The sequence below is a fragment of the Clostridioides sp. ZZV15-6383 genome (assembly GCF_020657735.1).
GTDB lineage: Bacteria > Bacillota > Clostridia > Peptostreptococcales > Peptostreptococcaceae > Clostridioides > Clostridioides difficile_D.
In genome coordinates this window covers 1-225 of sequence record NZ_JAGWCV010000257.1, presented here as the reverse complement: position 1 = coordinate 225, position 225 = coordinate 1, and the positions used below count along the sequence as shown (strand labels likewise).

At 25.3% G+C, this 225-nt stretch carries 1 pseudogene; it reads right to left on the bottom strand.

Annotation, left to right across the window (positions count from 1 at the left end):
- A pseudogene (locus KGF42_RS19695) lies at positions 1-225 on the bottom strand (recombinase family protein); the annotation flags it as partial.

Genomic DNA, 225 nt, shown 5'->3' with positions numbered 1-225 from the left:
TTTTTACGATTATAATTTAGTCCACTTCCATAATCTTCAATAACTTCATCTACTATTATTCCTTTAGCATTTGCATATTGTCTAAGAAACTCCACTTGAATCATCTTTTTGATTAGAAGTTGAAACTCTTGTATAAATAACATTTTTTCTATTTACTTGTTCTTTATGTATTCCTTTATATTCTAAATATTGTTCATAAGTGTAATATCTTCTATCTGTTGGAGT